Origin of the sequence: Ruminiclostridium papyrosolvens C7, assembly GCF_000421965.1 — a bacterium.
GTDB classification, from domain to species: Bacteria; Bacillota; Clostridia; order Acetivibrionales; family DSM-1351; genus Ruminiclostridium; species Ruminiclostridium papyrosolvens_A.
On the sequence record NZ_ATAY01000088.1, the window covers coordinates 257,777 to 275,707 of the forward strand.

Genomic DNA, 17,931 nt, shown 5'->3' on the forward strand with positions numbered 1-17,931 from the left:
CCCTAAAGGATTTTATCCTCTTTATGTACTTTTTTGCCTGTAATAATATATACTGGATTATTTGCATTCATCATATGGTATCTTCCAACCTTTTTGGAAACAGACGAATTAATACATACCACTTCTGTTTCAAATCCATTTTCTTGGAATGAATTAATAGCATCATTGAGACTTTCTAACGTAATTGTGTTGGCCACAATATGAATTCCGGGATTTATCTCCGTGAGGCGTCCGACTATATCAGCCATATTTCCGCTGCTCCCACCTATAAATGCTCTGTCAGGTACGGGAAGTTCTTCAAATATATCCGGTGCAGTTCCTGAAACTACCTTGACATTATATGCACCCAGCTTTACTCTGTTTTTATATATTAGCTCCATAGCCTCCGGATTCTTTTCTATGGCATAAACACTGCCGTCAAATGCTCTTCTTGCCATTTCAACTGCAACCGAGCCGGTTCCTGCTCCAATATCAAACACAATATCACTAGGTTCAATTGCCAGCTTTGCAAGAGTGATGGCACGTATCTCTTCCTTGGTCATTGGAACCTTGCCACGTTGAAAATCCTCATCCCTGAGTGGAATATGACAGTTAACATAATTCGGGTTTTCCAGCAGCATAACTGCAAGATTATCAAAGGTATACCCGGCTAATTCTTTCACTGTTCCACTTATTATCCGTTCCTCCGGCATTGACAAATTTTCTCCGATGATTGCTTTTATTTCTGTCAACCCACCGTCAGACAGGCTTTTGCATATTGTATGTGCTCTATTTTCTCCTCCGGTAAGCACGAACACCTTTGGATTGTATGAGATTTGCCCCAGTATGTTTTTTTCCCGTCCATGGAGGCTGACCACCTTTATATTCTCATAACTGTTTCCTGTTTTTGAACAAAAATATTGCAGGCTGCTTATACCACATACCACTTCAATATCAACTTTATTCTCCAGTTTATCTGACAAGCTTCCTGCAATACTGAAAAACCCGGTATCACCTGAAACCAGCAATGCTATATTCTGACCTTCTGAAACCTCAATCAACTTTGGTATTTCTGTTACAGGACACTCTATAACCTTCCTCCTGGAATCCGATAAAAATCTGTGTGCAGTACTGTATATAACATCACAGCTTTCCATCAGTTTCAAAGCTCTCTGGGTGAGAAAATCCTCCGCGCCCGTTCCTGCACCGATTATATACAGTTTCTTTTTCATAAAGCCTCTCTGATTCGGTCTGCCAGAACATCTGCAAGTCTTGGGTCAGCTCCCAGAGTATTTCCTAAAGTCACCTTAATCCCGGGATGTTTTTCAATGTATTCCTTTATCTCCCCGGGTATATCCTCTCTGATATGTATTCCTTCAAAAAGAAAATACGGTACTACTGTTATATTGTCAGCACCCTTTTTAATAAGCATATCAAGTCCCTTTTCCAGATTTATGTCACAAAATTCCATATATGCAGTCTCAATCATAACTCCGGGGAGCTGTGCTTTAGTCATATCTGTTATCTTATGCAAAGTTTCCAGAGTTTTTCTTTCACGGCTTCCATGAGCAAGAATCAGTATTGCCTTCATAATAGTTCCTCCATTAAAGCTATATTTTCAACCAAGCTTTCTTCAGCAGCTTTCAAGGTAGCGTCAATATCCTCACAAGTATGTGCGGCGCTTACAAACATGGCCTCAAACTGCGACGGTGCGAGATAAATTCCTTTGCTTAGCATACTCTTGAAAAAGGCTGCATAACACTTGGTATTGCTTTGTTTAGCCTCCTGATAGTTGGTAACTGGGTTTTGAGAGAAAAACATACAAAGCAAAGAACCAACTCTGTTCAATGTAACTGGCGCCTTATATTTTTTTACTATCTTTTCCAATCCGTAACTCAATACTTCAGCCTTGTTATTAATATCCTCATATATTCCGGGACTGCTGTTCAAAATTTCAAGCTGTGCAAGTCCTGCCGCCATTGCAACTGGATTCCCTGAAAGTGTTCCTGCCTGATAAACTCCTCCGCAAGGTGCCACGTATTCCATTAATTCTTTTCTTCCTGCGTAGGCACCCACAGGCATACCACCGCCTATTATTTTTCCGAAGGTCACAATGTCAGCTTCAACTCCAAAATACTCCTGTGCTCCTCCTGCCCCAAGACGAAAACCTGTAATAACTTCGTCAAAAATAAGCAATGTAGAGTTTTGACGGCAAATACAGGCCAACTCCTTCAAAAAACCTTCTTGGGGAGGAATAACTCCCATATTTGCTGCAACAGGCTCTATAATTACAGCTGCTATTTGATTCTTATTTTCTTCAAATAACCGCTCAACACTGGAAATATTATTATAAACTGCAGTTAATGTATCTCCCGCTACGTTCCGTGGTACTCCCAGACTGTCAGGGACTCCGGCAGTCAGTACACCTGAGCCTGCCTTTACAAGCATACTGTCACTGTGTCCGTGATAACAGCCCTCAAATTTTATAATCCTGTCCCTCTTTGTAAAGCCCCTCGCCAGCCGGATAGCGCTCATAACCGCTTCTGTTCCACTGTTCACCATTCTGACCATTTCAACCCCGGACACCATGGAAACTATCATCTCTGCTATTTGTACCTCGGCTTCAACAGGGGCTCCAAAGCTAAGTCCGTTATGCATTACCTTTTCAACACTTTTCAGTATAAGTTCATTACTATGGCCTAAAATCATGGGACCCCATGAACATACATAATCGATGTACTCTCTTTCCTCTACATCATAAATCTTTGAACCTTTTGCACGGCTTATGAATAAAGGGTTTGAGTCCACTGCACGAAATGCTCTTACCGGGCTGTTAACACCACCGGGAATTATTTTTTTTGCCCTTTCAAACAAATCTGAACTTAATTTCATCCTATATCCCCTTTCTTTATTGCTTCGGAAATTTCTCCTGCAAAATAGGTTATAAGTATATCTGCACCGGCCCTGAAAATGCTGACTGTACTTTCACACATTACACCGTATTCATCAATCAGTCCCTGAGCAGCAGCAGCCTTTATCATGGCATATTCACCGCTGACACTGTAGGCTGCCAGAGGCAGCTGAATTTTTTCCCTGACCTCCTTTATAACATCCAGATACGCTAGTGCAGGCTTAACCATCAATATATCCGCACCTTCCTCAACATCAAGAAGTGCCTCCTTTACAGCTTCACGTCTGTTATGATAATCCATCTGATAGCTTTTTCGGTCTCCAAATGCAGGTGCCGAGCCTGCTGCCTCACGGAATGGTCCGTAAAATGACGAGGCATACTTTACGGCATATGACATGACAGGAATGTCTGTAAACCCGTTTTTGTCCAGAGCCGTTCTAAGTGCATATATTCTGCCGTCCATCATATCAGACGGAGCGACCATGTCCGCTCCTGCCATTGCATGGGATAAAGCTATCTTTTCAAGATAGGGCAGGGTTCTGTCATTATTGACCCTTTCACCCTCCAAAATCCCGCAGTGACCGTGAGATGTGTATTCACACATGCAAATATCGGTTATTACCTGCATCTGTGGATACCTCCGCTTTATTTCACGTATCCCCTGCTGCAATACTCCGTTTTCATTGTATGCCTCAGAGCCTTTTTCATCCTTATGCTCCGGGAGTCCAAAGAGTATTACGGATTTTACATCTGCTTTTAGGGCATTTTCAATCGCTTCCCCTACCATATCAGGGCTATAATGATACTGTCCGGGCAGGGAGCTGATTTCCTTCTTTATGTTTTTACCCTCTATTATAAAAAGAGGCTGAATAAGTGAATCAGTTGACAATCTGGTTTCCCTGACTGTTTTTCGTAGCACTTCACCGGTTCTCAATCTTCTTGGTCTGTTAATCATCAATAATGCCGCCTCCCATTTTCAATAGCTTGTCTATCATAGAATCAATTGTTGATTTTTCAGCTACTACATATCTCAAGTTATACTTGTCAGCCGCATCCGCCGTCTGATTTCCGATGCAAACAGCCGTCAGACTTTCCAAAGGAGTATCTTTCATAGATGTTATAAATCCCTCTACTGTTGATGCACTTGTAAAAGTTATGTAATTAAGTTCACCATCGACTATCAGTTTTCTGATCTCATCACTGTTTTCATTTATATAATTCGTATGGTACAAGGGAACCCGGTCAAATTTAATATTATTGCTTTTCAAAATGTTAACAATGTCGTCACTTGCTATTGCTGCATCGCAAATCAGAACCTTTTCATTTTTTCCGATAATCTCGGCAATTCCTTGTGCAAGATGACTACCGTCAAAGATTTCAGGAGTAAAATCAGAAATCAGCCCTACTTCCTTTAAAGCTCTCGCTGTCTGACTTCCAACCGTACCAATCTTTATATTTGCAAGAAATCTTGCATCAAGTCCTTTGGAATTTAAGTAATCAAAAAATATCTGTATACCATTTTTACTGGTAAATAAAATCCAGCCATATTCACTGAGATTTTCACATGCACGGTAAAGCTCTTCATTCTCCGGTATAGGTACCACCTCTATACAAGGATACTCCACAGGCTCCGCACCCAGTTGGCGAAGTTTTTCCACAAGTGTACCCGAAGATGCCTTAGGTCTTGTAACAAGTATTTTTGTACCGAAGAGAGGCTTTTTCATAAACCAACTGAATTTTTCAGAGAGAGTGCAAACCTTTCCTACAGCAATAATGGCAGGAGATTTTATTCCCATCTCCAAAGCCTTTTGTTCCAGTGTACCCACGGTGGCAACCAGTTTTCTCTGGTTTGGCCTTGTTCCGTTCTCAACTATGGCAGCAGGCATGTCCTTATCCATACCCGCATTTATAAGCCCCTTCATCAAATATGATAGTGAGGATAATCCCATCAGAAAAACAAGGGTTCCATTTAATTCCTTTAATTCTTGAAATGGAATAGAAAGCTGTCCTCCTTCTCTGGCATGCCCGGTAATAATATGCAGCGAAGAACAAAAATCCCTGTGGGTAGCCGGTATCCCCCCGTAGCACAATGCTGCAACTGCCGAAGTTATCCCGGGAACAACCTCAAATGGAATATTATTTTCATACAGCAGTTCAAGTTCTTCTCCTCCCCTGCCAAATACGAAAGGGTCTCCTCCTTTAAGCCTTATAACCGTGTTTCCTTCCAGTGACTTTTTTAGGAGTATACGGTTAATTTCTTCCTGTTTAACAGGGTGGAATTTATTCTCTTTTCCCACATCTATCTTTTCTGCCTCAGGTGGAATCATTTTAATAATTTCTTCCGATACCAGTCTGTCATACACTACCACATCAGCCTGGGAGAGAAGTTCCGCTCCCCTTAATGTAATAAGCCCCTTATCTCCCGGTCCTGCACCAACTAAGGCCACAAATCCATCCTTCATAACCTTTACCTCCACACTTAAATCATTCTGCAGCTTTCCATCTTTTAACCAGTCCATAGCCTAATTCCACAGGATTATGCCTGCTTCCGGAAACACATTCCTTCCTTGACTCTCCTGTTGTTTCATTGCAGTATAAGCCCTTTAGAATAATGTCACTTCCCTGAATTGTTGCATAAGCTGCTATTGGGGTGCTGCAGCCTCCGTTCATTTCTCTTACAAAGGTTCTTTCTGCCAGTGAAATACAAAGGGATTCCTCACTATGGAACAGCTTTAGAAAATCAAATTTTTCTCCGGCTCTGCCCTGCACTGCTATAATGCCCTGACTTGCCGCAGGAAGAATTTCATCAATTGAAAAATATCTGCTGATACGACTTTCAAGACCAAGCCTCTTAATGCCGGCAGCAGCAAGTACTATGGCTGAAAACTCACCGCTGTCAAGTTTTTTAAGCCGGGTTTGCACATTTCCTCGGATGGGGGCTGTTTTACAACCCGGAAACAATTCTTTCAACTGGAGTTGCCTTCTCAGACTTGAACTTCCTATAGGTTCTCCATTTTCACCATTATGAGGCAAAATAAAGGCATCTCTGGGGTCTTCACGTTTTGACAGTGCTACCACAGGCAGTTCAGGGTTTTCTTCCAGAGGCATATCCTTATAACTGTGTACGGTGATATCCACCTCATTATTGTACAATGCATTATCTAATTCCTTGACAAACAGGCCCTTTCCCCCCACTTTGTCAAGGGTTTTGTCCAGAATCCTGTCTCCGGTAGTTTTCATTGTAATTAATTCCAGCTCTATATCAGGGTCATACTCTCTGATTGCAGCCATTACCATCTCAGATTGTATAATTGCAAGCTTGCTGTCCCTACTGCCTATTCTGATTTTTTTCATATAAAATTCCACCGTATCCTTTCAGCAACGGATTTTACAAGACTGTGATTATCTCCGTTCTTGGAAACCAGCCCCCCGACTATACCGTCAAATTCGAAAATTGCAGGAAAGTAAAAGCTGCACTCTTCTCTGCAATCCGCTATACTCATTTGTATGCCCTTTTGCCTGGCATCCAGATATATCTTATGGTTAGTCTCTCTGTCATCTGTAGCGGCAACCGCCAGAAACTTATTTTGAATGTCCCATGATTCATAATATCCTTCTCTGTAAGTAAACAGCTTACGATTTAACATTTCTTGAAGCTCCGGGGTAAGGTTTGGAGATACCAGATAAATATCCGCTCCGAATTTGAGCAGTGTTTTTACTCTCCGGGCTGCAATCTCTCCACCTCCCGCAACAAGAACCTTTTTCCCGGTTAATTCAATAAATAGAGGGAATCTTCCATATTGAGGGTGGTTACATAAACCAAGTTTATTCATAATCACTGTCTTTAAATGAGATATTGTAAGTCCATCACTTTCAACTGTACGGGATATAAGAACTACTGTCACTCCAAGTGCTTCCGCGGCAGATATTTTTTCCTTGAAGCCTCCTGCCGAGCCTGTGTCCTTGGTTACAAGGTATCTTGCATTTGTCTGCTTTAAAGTGGCAATATTCATCTCATATGAAAACGGCCCCTGCATACAGATAAGGTTTTTACCTTTAAAGCCCAGTTTAGTGCACTTATCTACAACCTCAGTGGTAGGAAGTACCCTTGCAAATATTCTGGTGCCATAATCTGACACACCTGTAAAGGCATCCAGTTCCTTGCTGCCTGTAGTAACAAGAATATTGCCTCCTACTGTATTCAAATACTTTACTGCTTCGTCGGTATCATTTACCTCTATTACTTTTCCGGCTGATATTGACGGTCTCAGCAGCCGTATATATTCCACGCCTTCGCTGTTGCATGCAGATCTAATATTTTTAGTTACGAGCTCTGCATATGGATGGGTCGCATCAATCACAAATGAATAATCCGGAACCATTTGGGCCATCTGTTCTTCCGACAGCCTTCCCGTTCTTACTTCTATCCGACTGTCAGCCGGCATTACCATATTTCCGTATTCGGTTGCAACGCAGACAGTAACGGATACTCCTTTATCTGCCAGAAATTGTGATATCTCTCTGCCTTCCGTTGTTCCTGAAAAAACAAGCACCTTCATATGCAAACAGTTTTCCGCCTTTCAATGATTTCATATTCCTTTGTAGCCTCTTGAAGTTACAAGTCTGTTATTTATTACCCGGGTATTTTTGTTTCCAATAATAACTGTTGTAAACATGTCCACTTGCTCTTGGGATAGTTCCGCCAGAGTCAATATTTTGGAGGTCTGCCCCTCGCGTCCTATATTGCGTACATACCCACAGGGGGTATCCCTGTCTGCCACCGCCAAAATTATCTCGCAAGCTTTTTTGAGATAATCACTACGCTTTTTGCTGGACGGGTTGTATATGCAAATTGCAAAGCCTGCTTCAACCGCAAGTCTCAGCCTGTTCTCAATAACCTCCCATGGTGTCAGAAGATCACTGAGGGATATAACCGCAAAATCATGAGTCAACGGAGCTCCAAGTACTGCTGCAGCAGACGAAGCCGCTGTGATTCCCGGTATAACCTCAACCTGTATGGTAGTTGTTTCATATTCCCCCAGCACCTCATATATGAGACCCGCCATACCGTAAATGCCTGCATCCCCAGAGGATATTACCGCCACTTTTTTCCCTGCCATAGCGGCTTCTACAGCCAATTTACACCTGTCGACCTCTCTTTTCATGGGGGTTGTTAATATCTCCTTGTCAGGCAACAGATGCCTTATTAAATCAATATAAACGTCATATCCCACCACCAGCTGACTTTCCTCAATAGCCCTGATTGCCTTTCCCGTAAGCTGGCAATCTTCTCCCGGCCCTATGCCCACAACATATAGTTTCAAGTTAACCTCCTTCAACCTCTAGTAATTTACATTTATCCTGTTCATGTTGTTTACCAGTCTTGCTTTCCTATGATAATTTTTCCACTTTTCAAACTGTAAATTATAGTGGTGTATTATCTCCTTTATTTCACTTACTTCCTTTTGATTAAGTACAGAAAAATCGGTGTAAAACCTGTCCAGATTATAGCTTTCCACTCCGGGAATTTGTGAAATGCCCGGCTCAATATCCCTGGGCAGTGCCAGATCAACAAATAGCTCAGGCCTTCTTTCAAGTTTTTCAACCATATCACAGGTTATGGTGAAGTGAGGACTTGTAGTTGCACTTATAACTACATCTGAACTGGAAAGAAACTCTTCCCTTTCATCATATGAAATTGTACTGCAGCCAATAGGAACAATTATATCTCCGTGTTTATACTTTCTGAGTGTAATTGTTACATCTGCCCCCAGCTCAATGAGTTTTTTGCAGCATAACCGCCCTATTTCACCGTTACCGATTACAAGGACTCTTTTTTCAGAAAAACAGTATTTTTTTGATAATTCTGTAATTGCGCTTTCTGCTGCCGAAGTAGGAACCGCCTTTATTTTAATTTCGGTTTTGGCTTTCTTTGCCGCTGTAATACCCAGTCTGAACAGTGTCTCCAGCGTTGAATCAATGGTTTTCTCCTCCCGGGCAATAGCAGCCGCATATTTTACCTGTGTAATTATCTGATCCTCGAAAAACACCATGGACTGAAGTCCGCAAGCTACTTCCATCAAATGGAATATTGCCTCTGAGTCATATCTTATACTAAATAAAGGCATTAACAAATTGTGGTCTCCCACCCCGGATAACTGGCACAAAAGCAGGGCAGGATTCAGATTTTCAATGTTCTCTCCCGAAATGTAAAGTTCGGTTCTGTTGCAGGTACACAGGAGTACAGCCCCTGAAACGCCGTCAGCAGCTTTTATACTTCTAAGTATTTCTCTGATTCTCGTGGATGTATAGCTGAATCTTTCCCGGACATCGATGGCAGCTGATTTATAGTCCAAACTTGTTGATATAATACTCAAAATCTGCATCTCCAATCTTTTTTTGATAATGCTGCTGTTATGCCGTCCCAACTGCATTTGGGAACTACAAGCCTTCCATTGTTAGCCTTCACTGCTGCCCGTTCACAAACATTGTCAACCCCGGTAATCTCCTTTACAAAATCCGATTTTGAAAAATCCCCCGGAATCTGTGCAAGCTCATTTGCCGAATATGTATGAAACGGGACTCTCCAATCCATGCTCAAAGAACGTATCGCAGATTCACCTATCTTTAAGTCAATTGAAGCTATTGCCTCTATTTCATGGGGTGAAATTCCGTTTATATCAAGAATAAAATTGACAAAATTTAAAAGTTCAGCATACCTTGTATTTTTTCTGCATCCAATACCTAAAGCATATTGTCGGGGCATAAGATGAAGTGTCTCTGAAAAAATCGGCTTGAAGCTGTCTGATATGCAAATTCCTACCTTCGTACTGTCTGAAATAATCACATTATCAGGCAGACTGCCTTCAACCGGATAATCGGAATGAACTCCAACCTGTTCCCCGTTTAATATTGCAGCTGACACTTTTTTAACCATATCAATATTCATTATATGGCAGCCTGCATTTACTGCCCATGAATCAACTGCAAACTTTTCATTTATATCTGTTGCCGTTGTAATCACTGCCTGTGCGTCCAGTATTTTTGCAATAATCTTCGCTAATTCGTTTGCCCCACCTATATGGCCTGACAAAATGGGAATAACATACCTGCCTCTTTCGTCAATAACCAGTACCGCAGGGTCACAGTCCTTGGAGCTTATAAACGGGGCAATTGCCCTGACAGCAATCCCGGCAGCCCCTATAAAAACTATAGCATCACTTACGCCAAACGCATTCCGGGTAAACTCATCCAAGCTGTCTTCCAAAGCTCCGGCTCCGTCAATCTGATACTTACTGTAACCCTTGGCATCATACCCCTGAGTGTTGAGCTTTTGTTGCAGATTCTGGCAAAGCTTACCGCCCTGTTTTGTAAATGCAGCCAAAGTTATCTTCATACTACTTGACTGCCTCTCTGAATTCGTGAGAAAAGGCAGGGTCATAGAGCTTTGACCTTGAATACCCGGTGCCAAGGAAATCTCCTACAAGGATCAATGCAGTCTTGTTGATATTATTCTCTTTTGCTGCTGTATAAAGTTCTCCTACGCATGTCCGTACAATTTTTTCGTCGGGCCAGGTTGCCTTATACACAATGGCTGCCGGTGTATTTGCTTCATACCCTCCGGATATAAGCCTGCGGCTCAATTCCTCCAATAATGAGGAACTCAGGAACAAAGCCATTGAGGATTTATGTGAGGCTAGCTTTGATATTTCTTCTTTTTCAGGAACGGGGGTGCGTCCCTCCATTCTGGTGAGTATCAGCGTCTGGCTTACATCAGGCAGTGTGTATTCTGTTTTTAAGGCAGCAGCCGCACCGCAAAAGGAGCTGACTCCCGGAACTACGGTATATTCAATCCCCCGTTCTGTCAACATATCCATCTGCTCACGAATTGCACCATATATACTTGGATCGCCGGTATGCAGTCTTACGGTGGTTTTTTTCTCTCTTTCCCCACGTTCCATAACAGCTATCACTTGTTCCAATGTCATTTCCGCGCTATTAAATATTTCACATGTTGTTTTTGTGTAATCCAGCAAGCCCGGATTCACCAGTGAGCCTGCATAAATAACGATATCAGCTGTCTCCAGCAACGTTTTTCCCCTCACCGTAATCAGGTCAATGGCTCCGGGCCCTGCTCCAATAAATGTCACCATATTTATTTATCCTTTACTATTATTATTGAAAAATAGCTTGAATCATCAGATACCTCATCAAGACTTTTGTAAACTCTCTGACTTTCCATACCGCAGCATTCTACCATCCGGGAAAACTGAAACAGCCCCTTCCTCTTCAAAGCAACCTTTATATCAGTCAGACTTTTTCCGCTTTTCATTAATACTTTTGTACCCTTTAATTCCAGAAGTTTTTCAGTCTCATCGTAGGATGCAGGTATGATGTGCAGAGCTTCCTCCCTGTCACACAGAGAAATATTCAGTGCACCCGCAGACGCACAGAAGGAGGTAACCCCGGGTATTGTCCGGGTAATATAGCCCTTATTATCCATAATCCGCTGAATGTTCATATAGGTAGAATAAATTGTGGGGTCACCTAATGTAATGAAGGCTACATTATTACCCTTTAACAATTCCTGCTCTATCAAACTGCAGCTTATGCCATGACTTTTTTCAAGTAAATCCGAATCTCGGGTCATGGGCATAGGACAATATACCACCGCCTTGTCCTTTATGTATTCCCCAACTACTTTCATAGCAGTTTTTTCACCTTTTGTATCGGGTACAGCTATTACATCTGCCATTTGCAGAACTTCAACCGCCTGAAGCGTCAACATTTTAGGATCGCCCGGCCCTACACCAACTCCATATAAAACTCCATTCATATATTTACCCCTTATCTGATTCCTTACACAGTTCTTTAATCATGTCTTCAGCACCTGAGGTCTGATAATAGACTCTGTCTTCCAGTTGCCTGTTTAAATCGGTAAACATGACAACCTCTATACCGCATTTAAAGTTTGCTCTTTGATTAAGATGAATTTTTATTTTTTCAAGAATACTCATATTAACAACTTCCTCTAGGCCTTCCTCTCGTAGTATGCCGTTTATTTCGTCCGTAGTCATAGCCTGCATTATTTTACTTATACACTCTTTGGAAGCACCACAAAGTGCTGAATAAGCCGCAAATATTTCACATCTGCAATCTGCTGTCCTTGAATGGGTATTCATAATACCGCCGGCAATTTTGCACAGTTTACCTGTATGCCCTATAAGTAAAATATTTTTGATATTTTTATAAACTGCATAATCAATAGTTTCCCCTATATAATTGGAGCACTTTAAACCTCTGTCTATGTCCAATCCAAATCTTTTCAGTGCAAAATCCCTTCCAAAGTTACCGGGGCTTATAAGAAAATATTCTCTGTTTTGAGCAGTTCTTATATCTATCTCCTTATGAATAGTTTCTATCAAAGCCTTTTCGCTCATAGGCTCAACTATCCCGCTTGTCCCCAGTATTGATATACCTCCGATTATTCCAAGCCGTGGGTTAAAGGTTTTTTTTGCAATTTCTTCTCCGTCTTCTGCTGATATTACAACAGAAAATCCTCCTTTATACCCGTATGTTTGGGACACCTCTCTTAACACCTCATGTATCATCCGCCTGGGTACGGGATTTATGGCTGCCTCACCAACTGCACATTGCAGTCCTGATTTTGTAATCCGTCCAATACCACTGCCACCTTCAATTAATATTTCTTTTTCCAGTTTTTGAACCTTTGCAAAAATTTTTATACCATTTGTAACATCAGGATCGTCCCCTGCATCTTTTTCTACTGAACAACTGACCCATTCCTTCTGTTTAACAATATCATCGATTTGCAAAGTTAACCGGATACCCTTCGGTGTAGTAATTATAACCTCATCAATGGTTGTGTTTCCTAAAAGCATTAACGTACATGCCTTTACTGCCGCTGCGGCACAGCTTCCGGTTGTGTATCCGCACTTCAGTCTCTTCCCATTTTTTACAATAAATTCATCCATACGTTTGCCCTCAACCGTCCATCAGACTTAAAATGGATGCCCTTGCTTCAGATATTGTAGCTGCCGTCCTGTCAACATTCAGCTTGTCCCGTTGACTTAATATTTCCATCAGGTGTGCCATTCTAGGGAGCCTTAATGAGTGTTCCCTCAGAATCCCGGGCTTTGAAATTACTTCTCTTACGTTCCCCCCCAATACCACTTTCCCATGGTCCATGATAAATACATCATCGCAATATACAGGGACGATATCCATTTCATGTGTTGCCAATATAACCGATACTCCCGTTTCTTCTTTTATCTTTGTCAACAGATTAAGAATTTCGCTTGCCCCTTTTGAGTCAAGTCCCGCAGTAGGTTCATCCAGAATAATCACATCAGGCTCCATAGCTAAAACCCCGGCTATGGCAACTCTTTTTTTCTGTCCGAAGCTTAATGCATGTGTAGGCTTGTCTACATATTCCCCAATCCCGGTTTGAACAACCGCCTTTTCAACTCTTTCCCTGACTTCCTCAACACCAAGTCCAAGATTTATAGCCCCAAAGGAAATATCCTTTTTAACACTGGAGGAAAATAATTGATCATTTGGGTCCTGAAATACTATACCCACCCTTTTTCTCATTTCAGTTATACCTTTTTTGTTGTATTCCACCTCTTTGCCGTCAAAAAAAACTTTTCCTCTGTCGGGTGTTAAAACACCATTAAGGTTCAAAAACAGTGTTGACTTTCCTGCACCGTTGCCCCCCAAAACTGCTGTAGTTTTGCCCTTTTTTATTGATATACTGACGTTTTCCAGAGCTTGGTGTTCGCCGTCATATGAATAACTCAGATTCTTCGTTTCAATTATGTACAATAGAACTACCCCCTACAATAAATACCTTTCTGCAATTCCTGCACTTAAAAGCAACAGGCATAACAGGATTGAAAGCATATACATCTTTTTACCATGTACGTATTCTTCATCCAGCGTAACAAATTGTCCGTTGTAGCCTCTGGATTCAAGAGCTGCATAAACCCTGTCGGAACGGTTGTATGCACGTATGAACAGCATACTTATCAATTCACTCGTCGATTTTAAAGAAGTTCTGAAATTATGGTTCCCCAGCCTTGAATTTTTTGCTATGTTCATTCTCTCTACTTCATCCAACAGCACAAATATATACCTGTATATCAGCTCCATAAGTGTAACAATAACAGTTGGTATTTTTGTTCTTCTCAGAACCTGAAACAGGTCAGTCATAGGAGTACTCAAAGACAGGCAATACATACAACTCACTCCCCCCAGTGCTTTGAGCACCAGTTTTAAACTATTTGTAAGAGTTCCCCAGTCGATACCGTAAGCATATTTACCGATTTTAACCCCCAGCAAATAAATATGATTTGGAGCAAAACGGTTTATCAGTATTGTTATTGTTCCAACCATTAAAAAGCCAAAAGGAATAAAAAGCAACTTTACATATGCTGTAAGCTTAATTTTACCGACCCCTACCGTAGTCACTGCCATGACAATTATGGTCACTAAACTTACAACAAGTGAGTTAAGGGAAATGCACAATAATAACGGTAACATTGTGTAAATTAATTTTGCCTTTGGGCTGACACAGGCAAGTTTAGAATCGTAAGCATACTTATCTATCAATATCATGTTTCTGCTCCGGATTTTGCTTTAACAGAAGTCATTCTTCCAAGTACAAAACCCACCACTCCTGCACCAATTGCGGCTTGTAATGCAAAAAGCAGTGACTCTATTTCTCCGCTTTTTGGTACAAGCAGGGATTCAAACCATGGCTTGTAGTCAGGGTCTATTTTAGCTATCTGTTCTTCCGCCAGACCATCTGAGCCGGTAAATTCAGCATTCTTTATGAAAATGGGTGGTGCAGCAAGAATTATAATTACCGCTGCAATCAAAATTAAATTCTTTTTCCATAATTTCATTACATTCTCTCCTTTTAATAAATTGCCGACAGTGCCTTCAGCTCTTTGGTACTGTATTTTGCAAGAACATTATAAATAACCACTGTAAGCAGTCCTTCACAAACAGCAAGAGGAAATTGGGTAAAAGCAAAAATACTTATAAACTTCCCAAGAGAGACTATAAATCCGCCTGTAGCATCAGGATGGGCCATGGCAAGCTCCACAGAGGTTGTTACATATGTCATCAAATCCCCGAAAAATGCCGCAAAAAATACTGCGAGCCCTGCTTTTGCACCCAATCTTTTAGATAGCTTGAACACTCCGAAGGAAATCAAAGGCCCTACTATAGCCATGGAATATATATTAGCTCCCAGGGTTGTAATACCTCCATGTGCCAGTAAAATAGCCTGAAACAATAAAATTATAGCTCCTATGACAGACATGGCGGTTGGCCCGAACAAAACAGCACCCAGTCCCACTCCTGTTGGATGTGAACAACTCCCGGTAACTGACGGCATCTTGAGTGCTGAGAGAACAAAGGCAAAAGCACCGCACATTGCCAGCAGAGTCAGGTTTTTTGAGGATATTTCGGTTTTCTTTTTTATTGAGAAGAATCCTATGACGAGAAATGGCATACAAAGTACTCCCCAGCTAATACACCAGCCGGGTGCAAGGTATCCTTCCATAATATGCATTGCTGAAGCATTTTCAGAAAAAACAAAAATAGCACAAACCACAATTGAAAGACAAACAAGAAAATTTTTAACCTTTACACTTTTCATATATAATGAACCTCCGAATTAATAATAATTGCCAAAAAAATAAAACCTTCATATTTTTAGCAATAAAGGTTTTATTTGTAAAAAAGAATATATAGTTTTATACCGTTTTTCTCTTTTGACAAACTACACACTTCATACACTGTGAAGTCATAGTACTCTGCATTTTTGGCATCTGCAGAAATACTGGTAGGTCTTCCGACTCAGACATCATTGCAAAGTTCTCGCCTTCCCGGGACTGATACCCAGTGGTATACATAAGCAGAAAAATTCATGCTTTAGAGAACCGCTCCATCTTACGGCAGCAGGACTGTTCAGGATTTTCACCTGATTCCCTCTTAGTTACTCATAATTTTGAGCAAACCAGTATTGTTAATTATTAAATTGTTTACATTATATACCATTTAAATTATAACGTCAATTACCCTTTTACTACATATTCTAACAGCATAACAAGCTATTCCGTTGTAAAAGGCGACGCAGGTAAACCCTCACTGTTATACAGGTTGGCATCCATAGGATTATCGGCCCATGCGTACCTTACGTAAACCGGATGAGAAACCTTTTCACTCCAGACTGCCACATCATTCCCTGTAAGTTCTGCATCAGCACGGACAAATATTCTGTCTGCACCTGCTATAGCAAAAGCTCCTGGCCGTTCTCCCTTTTTAACAACCAAACCGCTTCCTGTATCAGTGAAGGATAATATTATTTTGTTTCCGTCTATTCTGTATGACTTATACATTGGCCCGTATCCGACAATGGTTTTGTCTCCATAGACAGTTCTCATGGCTGCAAGTGCCAAGCGGGTTCCCACATCTTTTTTATTTACAGGATGAATATCATTCCATTCCCCAAGGTCAATTGCAATAGCCATTGCCGTACCCGGTACGGAAAGTACCCTTCGCTGGGCTTCCCTCAATTCCGCCCAGTTGCTTTTCATAGGTATTTCTGAGGCCTCCATAAAGTTCGGCAGCTGAACATACAAAAACGGCAGATTTCCCATTTTCCATTTCTGTCTCCAGTCTGAAACCAATGCCTTTAGGAGATTTTCATACTCTCCGGGATTCTTGGTGTTGGATTCGCCCTGATACCATATAAAACCTTTGATTGCATAATCTGTAACAGGAGCAATCATTCCGTTGTACAAACCTAAGGGCCGCCACTGAACAAAGGCAGGTTCAGGCATCGGACTTCTTTTTGCACCAATCACATACTGCCATTCACCGATTAAATCAATAATACTATCTCCGATTTCCAGTTGGTAGGGCTTTTCTTTGTAAAATCCCCCTTTACCGGACGTATTTACTACTCTGAGCAGGATTGTATTTTTACCTTCCTTGAGTAAGCCCTTTCGAATACTGTATTTTCTCGGAATATACTGGTTTGGTGTTGTTCCTGTCTCTATACCGTTAATAAAGACCGTATCTTCATCAACAATGTTTCCAAGTACAAGCCTTGCAGGTTTATCTGCAAGCGTGCAGGGAATCTCGATTTCCTTCCTGAACCAGACGACACCGTTGAAGCTGCCCAAGCCCTCGTCTTCCCAATATGAAGGTACTTTTATATTCTGCCAGGAGGCAGTATTGTTTTCTATACCCTTATCGTCTTGATTTAGAGCAGAGTACCAAGCTTCGGTGGTAGCCTCATCCTCTCTTAAAACTTTATCCAGATAATCCCGGTTACTTAGTTTTTTTGCTGATTCATAATGTTCCGGAAACTCCTTTAATGCATTTTCACTAAGCCATGCTTCTGCAGGTGAGCCTCCCAAACTAGCATTAATCAAGCCTATTGGAATACGGTACTTATCAAACAGCTTTAAAGCAAAGAAATAGCCAGCAGCAGTAAAATCCAAGACCCTTTCAGGATTGGCAGCCTCCCAACTTCCTGCTTCAAAATCAATTTCAGGTCTTTCAAAGTCATATTTCACGGGAACACAGAAATGTCTTATATAATCATTGCAGCAACGGGCGATTTCTTCAGGATATGTATCCTTCAAAGAATCCATTTTCATTTCCATATTTGATTGTCCTGAACATAGCCAGACATCGCCCAGAAGAATATTCTTTACAGTTATCTTTTCAATAGACTCTTCCGACTCAATAACCATATCATATGGCCCACCCGCTTCTGCGGATTCAAGTTTAACAAACCACTCTCCACTATCATTTGCCGAAGCATGGTAGACTTTGCCCATAAAGCGGACAATAACAGCTTCACCCGCTGACGCCCATCCCCAAACCTTTACATCTGTGTTTCTCTGTAACACCATGCCGTCGCTGATAATCCGAGGCAAAATTATTTTAGAACCAGTATAGTCCAATATAATTCCTACTTTCAATCTAATATTAACTAC

18 protein-coding genes and 1 riboswitch are annotated in these 17,931 nt (G+C 41.4%); all 18 genes read right to left on the reverse strand.

The features are described 5' to 3' along the window. Positions 1-2 precede the first annotated feature (2 nt). The 18 genes from L323_RS37940 to L323_RS38020 all read right to left on the reverse strand — a co-directional run bounded on the left by L323_RS37940 (position 3) and on the right by L323_RS38020 (position 17,898). A complete protein-coding gene (locus L323_RS37940; RefSeq protein ID WP_020816897.1) occupies positions 3-1,211 on the reverse strand; it encodes a bifunctional cobalt-precorrin-7 (C(5))-methyltransferase/cobalt-precorrin-6B (C(15))-methyltransferase in 1,209 nt (402 codons plus the stop codon). After that, complete coding sequence (locus L323_RS37945; protein ID WP_020816898.1) at positions 1,208-1,570, reverse strand: sirohydrochlorin chelatase; 363 nt, start codon at positions 1,568-1,570, stop codon at positions 1,208-1,210. Before L323_RS37945 ends, L323_RS37940 begins: the two co-directional genes overlap by 4 nt. Continuing rightward, positions 1,567-2,871 (reverse strand): glutamate-1-semialdehyde 2,1-aminomutase, encoded by a 1,305-nt coding sequence (gene hemL, locus L323_RS37950; protein WP_020816899.1) that lies wholly within the window; start codon positions 2,869-2,871, stop codon positions 1,567-1,569. Before hemL ends, L323_RS37945 begins: the two co-directional genes overlap by 4 nt. Next, positions 2,868-3,845: a porphobilinogen synthase gene (gene hemB / locus L323_RS37955; RefSeq protein WP_020816900.1), complete on the reverse strand. Its 978-nt coding sequence runs from the start codon at positions 3,843-3,845 to the stop codon at positions 2,868-2,870. The genes hemL and hemB overlap by 4 nt, the downstream gene beginning before the upstream one ends. Further along, a complete protein-coding gene (gene cobA, locus L323_RS37960; RefSeq protein ID WP_020816901.1) occupies positions 3,838-5,352 on the reverse strand; it encodes a uroporphyrinogen-III C-methyltransferase in 1,515 nt (504 codons plus the stop codon). Before cobA ends, hemB begins: the two co-directional genes overlap by 8 nt. 22 nt (positions 5,353-5,374) lie before the next feature. After that, positions 5,375-6,244 carry a hydroxymethylbilane synthase gene (gene hemC, locus L323_RS0121160; protein ID WP_031342457.1) on the reverse strand — a complete coding sequence of 290 codons (870 nt, stop codon included), beginning with the start codon at positions 6,242-6,244 and terminating at the stop codon, positions 5,375-5,377. After that, a complete protein-coding gene (cobK, locus tag L323_RS37965; RefSeq protein ID WP_242835330.1) occupies positions 6,241-7,449 on the reverse strand; it encodes a precorrin-6A reductase in 1,209 nt (402 codons plus the stop codon). Before cobK ends, hemC begins: the two co-directional genes overlap by 4 nt. Before the next feature lie 30 nt (positions 7,450-7,479). Then, positions 7,480-8,214 (reverse strand): precorrin-3B C(17)-methyltransferase, encoded by a 735-nt coding sequence (gene cobJ / locus L323_RS37970; protein ID WP_020816903.1) that lies wholly within the window; start codon positions 8,212-8,214, stop codon positions 7,480-7,482. Positions 8,215-8,232: 18 nt separating this feature from the next. Continuing rightward, entirely contained in the window at positions 8,233-9,267 is a 1,035-nt protein-coding gene (gene hemA / locus L323_RS37975) for a glutamyl-tRNA reductase (RefSeq protein WP_020816904.1), read from the reverse strand. Further along, the gene (locus L323_RS37980) at positions 9,264-10,286 is read right to left on the reverse strand and encodes a cobalt-precorrin 5A hydrolase (protein WP_020816905.1); all 1,023 of its coding nucleotides are present in this window, start codon (positions 10,284-10,286) and stop codon (positions 9,264-9,266) included. The genes hemA and L323_RS37980 overlap by 4 nt, the downstream gene beginning before the upstream one ends. Before the next feature lies 1 nt (position 10,287). Further along, positions 10,288-11,043 (reverse strand): precorrin-4 C(11)-methyltransferase, encoded by a 756-nt coding sequence (gene cobM / locus L323_RS37985; RefSeq protein WP_020816906.1) that lies wholly within the window; start codon positions 11,041-11,043, stop codon positions 10,288-10,290. 2 nt (positions 11,044-11,045) lie between these two features. Beyond that, the gene (gene cobI / locus L323_RS37990) at positions 11,046-11,726 is read right to left on the reverse strand and encodes a precorrin-2 C(20)-methyltransferase (protein ID WP_020816907.1); all 681 of its coding nucleotides are present in this window, start codon (positions 11,724-11,726) and stop codon (positions 11,046-11,048) included. 4 nt (positions 11,727-11,730) lie between these two features. Further along, positions 11,731-12,885: a cobalt-precorrin-5B (C(1))-methyltransferase CbiD gene (cbiD, locus tag L323_RS37995; RefSeq protein ID WP_020816908.1), complete on the reverse strand. Its 1,155-nt coding sequence runs from the start codon at positions 12,883-12,885 to the stop codon at positions 11,731-11,733. A gap of 10 nt (positions 12,886-12,895) precedes the next feature. Next, a complete protein-coding gene (locus L323_RS38000; protein WP_020816909.1) occupies positions 12,896-13,735 on the reverse strand; it encodes an ATP-binding cassette domain-containing protein in 840 nt (279 codons plus the stop codon). A 12-nt stretch (positions 13,736-13,747) separates the two neighbouring features. Next, a complete protein-coding gene (gene cbiQ / locus L323_RS38005; protein ID WP_020816910.1) occupies positions 13,748-14,527 on the reverse strand; it encodes a cobalt ECF transporter T component CbiQ in 780 nt (259 codons plus the stop codon). Continuing rightward, complete coding sequence (locus L323_RS38010; protein WP_020816911.1) at positions 14,524-14,817, reverse strand: energy-coupling factor ABC transporter substrate-binding protein; 294 nt, start codon at positions 14,815-14,817, stop codon at positions 14,524-14,526. The genes cbiQ and L323_RS38010 overlap by 4 nt, the downstream gene beginning before the upstream one ends. A gap of 14 nt (positions 14,818-14,831) precedes the next feature. Then, a complete protein-coding gene (locus L323_RS38015; protein WP_020816912.1) occupies positions 14,832-15,578 on the reverse strand; it encodes an energy-coupling factor ABC transporter permease in 747 nt (248 codons plus the stop codon). Positions 15,579-15,746: 168 nt separating this feature from the next. Then, positions 15,747-15,958: riboswitch (cobalamin riboswitch) on the reverse strand. Positions 15,959-16,032: 74 nt separating this feature from the next. Then, positions 16,033-17,898, reverse strand: a complete 1,866-nt coding sequence (locus L323_RS38020) for a sialate O-acetylesterase (protein ID WP_020816913.1) — start codon at positions 17,896-17,898, stop codon at positions 16,033-16,035. Between the last annotated feature and the right edge of the window lie 33 nt (positions 17,899-17,931).